This is a genomic window from Anaerotruncus sp., assembly GCF_057433415.1.
Genome location: NZ_DBMDHH010000018.1, coordinates 47434 through 54907, shown reverse-complemented (window position 1 = coordinate 54907; position 7474 = coordinate 47434). Strand labels below are relative to the sequence as shown.

General features: G+C 59.1%; 5 protein-coding genes. All 5 read right to left on the bottom strand.

Going from position 1 to position 7474, the window contains the following annotated elements; genetic code table 11:
• Nucleotides 1-4535 (bottom strand): hypothetical protein (locus tag ACZO3G_RS06990; RefSeq protein ID WP_486846980.1); only part of this gene is annotated, 4535 nt, incomplete at its 3' end.
• On the bottom strand, nt 4532-5098 hold the full coding sequence (locus ACZO3G_RS06985) for a hypothetical protein (RefSeq protein WP_276871064.1): 567 nt from the start codon (nt 5096-5098) through the stop codon (nt 4532-4534). The genes ACZO3G_RS06990 and ACZO3G_RS06985, both read right to left, overlap by 4 nt.
• Nucleotides 5099-5155: 57 nt before the next feature.
• Nucleotides 5156-5353: a hypothetical protein gene (locus ACZO3G_RS06980; RefSeq protein WP_276871061.1), complete on the bottom strand. Its 198-nt coding sequence runs from the start codon at nt 5351-5353 to the stop codon at nt 5156-5158.
• Between the two features lie 10 nt (nt 5354-5363).
• Nucleotides 5364-6593: a hypothetical protein gene (locus ACZO3G_RS06975; protein ID WP_276871059.1), complete on the bottom strand. Its 1230-nt coding sequence runs from the start codon at nt 6591-6593 to the stop codon at nt 5364-5366.
• On the bottom strand, nt 6594-7472 hold the full coding sequence (locus tag ACZO3G_RS06970) for a collagen-like domain-containing protein (RefSeq protein WP_276871057.1): 879 nt from the start codon (nt 7470-7472) through the stop codon (nt 6594-6596). It lies immediately after the preceding gene.
• Nucleotides 7473-7474: the final 2 nt, after the last annotated feature.

Sequence of the window (7474 nt, the reverse complement as noted above, 5' to 3'; positions counted from 1 at the left end):
TTCTCTTCGTTGCCAAAGGCGTCGTACCGGTAGTTCTTCAGCAGGTTGCCCAGCGCGTCCGTCCGCTGCACCGCGTCTCCGTGGGCGTTGTGGAGGTAGTACTGGAGCGCGCCGTCCTGCTCGCGGGCAATCAGGTTTGCGCCGCGCAGATACCGCGCCACGATGACGCCCGTCGCGCCGACTTCCGCCACGATGTTCTGCCCGTCCCACAGGTGGGTAACGCCCGTCGCGTCCGCGCCGCTTCCGTAGGTCTTGCCGTAGCGAAGCCCGTCCGGACGGTAGGTATAGGCCGTCCGCTCGCCGTCCGCGTAGAGGGATGCCATCTGGTTAAATCCATTATACCCTCTTATTTCCAGCGTGGCAAGTTCCCTGCGGAAGCCGTTCGGCACATAGCCCACCCGCGGCGGCGTCCCGTCGTCCGGACCGGTCCTGCTCCATTCCCGGTACACTTGGTTGCCGTTGCCGTCATAGCGGTAACGGTAGGTCTCCACCGTGTCCTTCTCCCGCTTTTCCTCGGTCAGCAGCCAGTTGTTCGGGTGGTAGCCATAGGTGGTCGTGTAGGTCTCGCCGCCCGTCACCGTCATGCTGGAGCGGTTGGAGAAGCGGTCGTAGGCGTAGACAATCGTATTGCCCTCCGCCTCGCTCTCCCGCGCGAGCCTGCCCATGCCGTCATAGACGTAGTCCGTCACCTTGCCGTCCGCCCCGGTTTTGCTCTTCTGGTTACCGTCCAGATAGTAGGCATAGGAGAAGGAGGAAACCACCGTGTCCCCGCGCTGATTGACAAGCGAGATCACGAGGTTTGCGGCGTTGTAGGCATACGCCGTCGTGAGGCCGCTCTCGGGGTATTCCAGCGAGATCCGGTTGCCGTTGTCGTCGTAGGAATACCGCGCAATCACCGCCTCCCCCTTCTTCACCTCCGCCAGCCGGTTGAGGCTGTCATAGGTATAGCCGAGAGAGAGCTCCACCGTGCCGTTCCGTGTGAGGGTAAAGCTTGTGCGGTTGCCCGCCGCGTCGTAGGCGAAGCTCTTGACGACGCCGTCCAATTCCGCCTGTTCCACAAGGCGGCCCCGCGAGTCGTAGCGGTAGGTCACCGCCAGCATACCGTTCGAGTCGGACAGCTTCTGGTTCGTCTTGGTATAGCTGTGGGAGATGCTCTCAGGGACGCCATCCACCGTCACCGTCTCGGAGAGGACGCGGTCCAGCGCGTCATAGACATAGACGGTCGTGTTCTTATTGCGGTCCGTCTTGCTCACGAGCCGTCCCACCGCGTCATAGACGCAGGTCTCCACAAGGTGGAGCGGATCGTCCGCCGGCAGCGCGTTGCTGCGCGGGTCCACCATTTTGACGACCTTGCCGAAGCGGTTATATTCGCAGGTGGTCTTTGCCGCGCCGTCCGGGGAATCGCCGAGCATGCCGGTGTACACCGCGACCTTGTTGCCCACGGCGTCGTATTCGTACCGCGTGCGGTTTTCGCTCCCGTCCGCCTCGAAGAGGATCGTATCCGTGACGCGGTCCCGATTGTCGTAGCGGTATTCGGTCTTCCGCCACGCCTCCGGTTCGTCCGGCGCGCCGCACAGTACCTCCTGTTTGAGGACGTTTCCCGCAGCGTCATAGAAGTACCGCGAAACCGCGCGGGCGCTCCCCTCAAACGGCGCTTCCTGCCGGATGAGGCGTCCTGCCGCGTCGTAGTGAAACAGTGTGGCGTTTCCCTTGGGATCGGTCGTGGAGACCTTGTTCCCGAGCGCGTCGTAGGCCGTGAGGGATGACTTGCCTGCCGCGTTTGTCTCCTTTGTCACACGGCCCGCGTGGTCGTATTCCCATCTCGAGACGTTCCCGTTGGGATCGATCGTGGAGACTTTGTTGCCCAGCTTATCATAGCCGTGGACGACGACGGAATCCGCCGCCCCCTTCACGCGCTCTTCCACCACACGGCCGAGCTGGTCGCTGGTCGCCTGCGTGACGACGGAAGGCGCGGCGGCGTCCCCGTCGACCGTTTTGGTCACGCGGGAATACCTGCTCTCCACGACGGGTTCATAGACGGCGGTCTCTTTATAGAGCTCCTTGCCCGCCGCGTCCGTCAACGTCCTGGAGATCACGTTGTCGTAGAGATCGTAGACCTGCGCGGTGCGATTCTTGACCGTGCCGTCCCCGCCGTATGCCGTCTGTTCCGTCAGGCGCTCCAGATGGTCGTATGTAAACGAGGCAACCGGGATCTCCGTCTCCCCGTCCAGCAGGGACTCCCGTTCGATCCGGCCGAGCGGCGTATACTGGAGCCGTGAACGGTTTCCCGCCTCGTCCGCGGTGGCGATGCGATTGTTGGCGTCGTCGTATTCGGCGGTGCGGAAGGTCCCGTCCGGGTTCGTTTCCTTCACCTTGCGGCTAAGACCGTCGTATTCCACCGTGGAGGTATGGCCGTTTCCGTCCGTCGCGGAGGTCTGGCGGCCGTACCAGTCGAACGCCGCCTTCTGTTTGATGGTGCCTGCCGCATCAGCCGCATCCGTGGGTGAAATCAGGTTGCCGTTTGCGTCCTTCACGCCGAGGAGCCGTACCTCGATGGGCTCGGGGGAGTAGGGGCCGTAAACGTACTCGGTGACGGCGCAGTCCTCCGTGGTATCCAGCGGATCGCCGTAATACCGTTTCTCCCGGATCAGACGATTCTGTCCGTCATATTCATAGGCGGCGCGCTCCTTGAGCACGTCGCTGTCATAGACCCGCTTCTCGGTCACGAGTTTTTTGTCGCTTGTAAGCGTGTAAGCCTCCCGGATCGTGCCGGAGGTGTTCGCCGTAATCCTCCCGGTCATGAGGCTGTAGGAGAGATCGTAGGTCGAGGAGACGTTCTGGTTGTTGGCGGCGTCCTGCGGATAGTTCTCCGTATATGCGGTGACATTGTCCTTAGAGTCGTAGGCCCAGGTCATCGTCTTGCTCCGGGCGCCGCCGCCCTGCGGATCGTAAACCGTATCCGTCTCCGAGACGGGCAGCTTGCGCTTGCCGCGGTTTTCAAATTCGTACCTGATCTCCCGCCTGCCCACGAGTCTGGCCGCACCGGAGATGATGTGGTAGGTCTCCTCCGTGGAAAGCATGCCGTGCTTGCTTTCAAAGCTGCTGACCACCCTTTTTTCGGCAATCCCGCCCTTGAGGTATTCCACCGTCGCAACAGCGGTGTACTGTGCGCCGAAACCTTTCACTCCTACCTTTTTGGCCTGTTTGTCCGTCAGGTCCAGTTCGCCCACCGCAAAGCTGTACGTTTCTTCGTGCAGCGCGGTCGTCCGGTCGGCCGGGCTCGGGTAGTCCCTGCGCGCCTGGACGGCAAAGCTGTAGACCGTGCCGTGCATGCAGCTCGGAAGATCACGGCTGATCCCCTGATAGGTATATTCCGTCCGGGCGCCCGAGGGGTGCCGGATGGCCGTCAGGAGTTGGTAGGTGATATCGACGCCGTCGTCCGCCGACTGGCTCGTCTTCAGGAACAGCCGGGTATTCCCGCTCTTCGGGGTGTACTCGTAGGCCGTGACGCGCTCGCTGCCCTCCCTGATGACGACGCGCGCATCCATAAGCCGGTTGTCCTGCACCGTATACTTGCAGAGGATATCCCCTGTCTCCTCCTGCTGCCAGTAGAAGGTCTTCACATTGCCCGAGACGGTCTCTTTCAGATTGAGAACACGCCCCATGGTATCGGTGATCCGGCTCAGGCGGCCGCTCGTGTAGCCAAAGGAGATCCGGTTTCCGAACTTATCCTCCATATACTGGAGCCGGATATCCTCCTCGGTGCCGGAGAAAACGTCCTTGCGGCCGTTCCGGTGGGTTACCACCGTCTGGCTGGCCGAATAAGAGAACGTAATGTCCTTTTCCTCGTAGTCCTCAAACTCCCAGACGTCTTTGTCATAGTTGCGGGCGATGGTGATGGAGCGCCCGCCGTCGAGGTGCAGGTACATGGTGCCGCGCAGTCCTTCCTGAATCTCCATGATTTCTGTGGGTGCGCTGTATTCAATGGAGGGGAAATTGAACCGCCAGCCGTATCCCAGGCCGTAGAGCTTGAGGAAGTGGTCGTTTGCGCGGGCGATGGTTTTCAGGCGCTTACCCTTCAAGTTTTCAATATAGTAATCGTCTTTCGAGAAGTCGTTGCTCTCCCGCTGTTCGTCGACTGCGCTCGTGCTTTTGAAATACATGTAGCGCATGCGCAGCTCCGTATATTGCCGGACGTCCTGGCCGTACCAGCTTCCACCGGTTTTTTCCGGGATGGCGTACTGGGCGCCCGAAGCGGTGGAGTCGTAGGACCGCACCACGTCGAGGTCGAAGCCGTTTAAGCCCGGCAGGTGGACGTCCGTGTAAGAGAGCTGTAGGGCGCCGCTGTTGAGGGAAACGGTTTCGTTGCCCTTATAGGCGATGTGGTAGGGCGCCTCCACGTACTCGCGGGGGATTGCGTCGATGTATTCGGCGCGGTCGCTTGCGGCCGCGGCCATTGGAACGGCCGCTTCCCGTGCGCCCGTTTCCTCCGTAAGCTCCATGTTCATGCTGCCGTTGTCTTCATAGGTTGTCATAACGTCCCTCCTTTAAGGGCAAAGGTCAGCTCTCCGGCTTTTTTCGCGTGGAACCCCAGCAGGGTGATAATCCCCGTCCACGGCTCTTCCGGCACGATGGGGAAGTGCAGCTTGAGTTCCCCGTTTTCATGCGAGGCCGTCTCCGGGAGCAGGGGATTGTTCACCGCGAGGCCGACGTCCTCCTGCGGGAAGCCCTCCCAGGATACCGCGGCGGGATCGTATACGATGACGAAGGTGATTCCCTGCGCCGCGGGCGCGTTCAGGGCGTTGACCTGCAAAACGAGTGCCTCTCCTTCTGCCACGGATACGGTGAGTGAATCCTCCCAGTTGCCGCCGGGGATAAACTCCTGCCATTCCTGCCAGGTCGGCTGCTTGTCCGTCAGCATCTGCCAGTCCAGTTTTGCCTTTTCAATGTCCTCCCAGGTGTACCCCGCATCCGGGTCCGGTTCCGGACGGGGCTGGCAGACTTCCAGTTCCGCCCAGCTCCTTCCCGATAAAGCAAGCTCGCTCCATGTAAATGCGCATTGTTCCCAGGTGCATCCATCCGTTTTTCGCGGGCTCATATTCTGTCTCCTTTCAAGGGGAGCCGTCCATGGGGACGGCTCCCGGTCAACTTGTCCCTATTCCTGCGGAGCTTCGCCTTCCCCGATGAACGCCTTCACATCGTCTTCGCTGCCGACCAGGTTATAACGGATTTCTCCGTCCACCTCAATGAACCAAAGCGGCTTGTCCTTTGTCCATCCGAAGGCTTGAATGATCGTTTCCGGAGCGGCGCCGTTTACCGTCTGCGTCCCATCAAACTTAAAGTATGTATACATTCTTTTTACCTCAATTCTCGATCAGCAGATATTTGTCCGTCTGGTTGTTGTCATACTCGCCGATGTGGATTTCAATGTCGGCGGCCGCTTCCTGCTGTCCGGCGGTGATCTCCAAAGTGCTGCCGTCAGGCTTATGCAGTGTGATCGGGTCCGGAGCGCTGTATTTCTGCCCCTTAAAAATTTTCCACACCAGAGGGCCGTCCGGTTTTACAGTCAAGTCGTAATCCAACGAGAACAGCCGCTGGCCGTCGCAGTACCACATCTTTCCATCGCAGTAGTTGCATCCATAGGCCTGCACGGCCGGATAGTTCCCGCTGTTGGAAACCGGGACCGCTCCAAACAGGCTCTCATCGCTGGTCTCTCCCGTGAACAGATCGAAGGTAAAGAGCTTGCTTCCCTGCAGGCCGAATACTTTGTCATCGGTCTGCACGATTGTTGCGCTGGAGCCATGGCCGTCCGTGTTTCCGCGCAATTGCGTATAGATCGTTTCTGTTGTATTAAAAACCCCTCCGCTGGGGGACGCGTTTCTGGAGGTGGTAAAGCTCCAAGGCGCTCCGGAAGAACGTCCCATATTGCTGACAAATTTGACTGTATCCTCGTTAAAGTCGATTAAACAGCCTTTCCCCGAATTATTTGATGCTTTGCAGAAATCCGGGTTTCGATTGAGCAATGTCCAAGTATTGGAGGCCACATCATACACAGCTAATTCGTAGCCATTTAAAGCTGTATTGTTAGGATAGTACCGAATAGGAATCGCTGCATAAATCTTGTTATAAGCGCGGTCATAGCGCATGACAGGTAAGATATTCGCCGCCTGATTATAATAATTATTTAATCCATAAGGAGGTGCGCTCAATTTAGTGACCTGCCCGGACTCCAAATCCAACACGCTGAAGAAGAGTGTGTATCCGGAGAGCAGGAAGGCTCGCTTATCGACAATGATCTGTACAAAGCGAGTGTTTTCGTCGTAGTTTCCCATCATACGAATGTTATCCCCTTGCGTTTTGGTGCTACGATGATACGTTAACAGCGTGTTCTTCACCTGAACATATATGGTATCACCCCAAGTCAGCGACATATTGTAGCCGTAGCTGGTCCATCCCGTCAGGTTCATGGTCAGCTCCTGCATAAAACTGGAGGACTGCCCGCTCAGCGTACTGCGCGGAAGTTTCACCTGCTGCATCATATGTCCTACGCCGCTTCCGCCCCGGCTTCCAACAAAATTGCTCCAAGTATCCATTTACATATCCACCTTTCTGATTTCAATCTGTGCAACAAGATCCGCGGTGGGCGCAGCCTTCAATGCGTATGCGGTTGCAACGCCGCCGTTGTTGCGCAGAATGATCACGCTGCCGTCTGCTTCGAGCTGGTTCAGATATGCCGCCGGGAAGGTCATTTCCAGGACGGTTCCGTCAACGATCCGGCTGTCGGATACGGGCTGTGTCCACCAGCCCTGATCCGGATCTTCCGTCCAGTCCGCCGCGCCGAGCGTCACCGTAACGATCCGAGATGCGCCCGGTTCGCCTTTCAGTCCCTGGGGGCCCGCTTCACCGCGCGGTCCTGTTTCTCCTCGCGGGCCCGCAGGTCCGACCGGGCCTTGAACTCCCTGAACTCCCTGAGGGCCCGCTTTGCCTTCCGGTCCCTGCGGACCGGCTTCACCCTGTGGGCCCTGCGATCCCTGCAAAGCTCCTATGCTAACCCATGCGTTCTGGTCCGCGGACCAGATATAGATCTCATTCTCCATGGCAGTCCCCACCGCATATGCTTCACCGCTGCCGCCTGTGACGTGGGCCTGTGAAAGCGCTTCCACGGTAGCGAACAGCCCCAGGATCTTCAGCCCCGCGCCCGGTTCCCCCTGTGGGCCTTCCGGGCCGGCGGGCCCCCTGATCCCCTGCGGGCCGGTTTCTCCCTGCGCCCGCTGGTTGGATCTGGAGTAATCCTTCAGCTCCTGATCCCAGATATACCAGTAGCCGTCCGCACCGATGTAAGGCGTCCTGGTCAGGTGCCCCACCATCGCGTCCAGCAACTGGTTATCGCGATTAAAGTCGGTCATATCGGGTTTGTCTGTCTCGACCCACTGGTTTAGACCGGTGTTCGGAAATTTATTTGTGCTTGCCATTT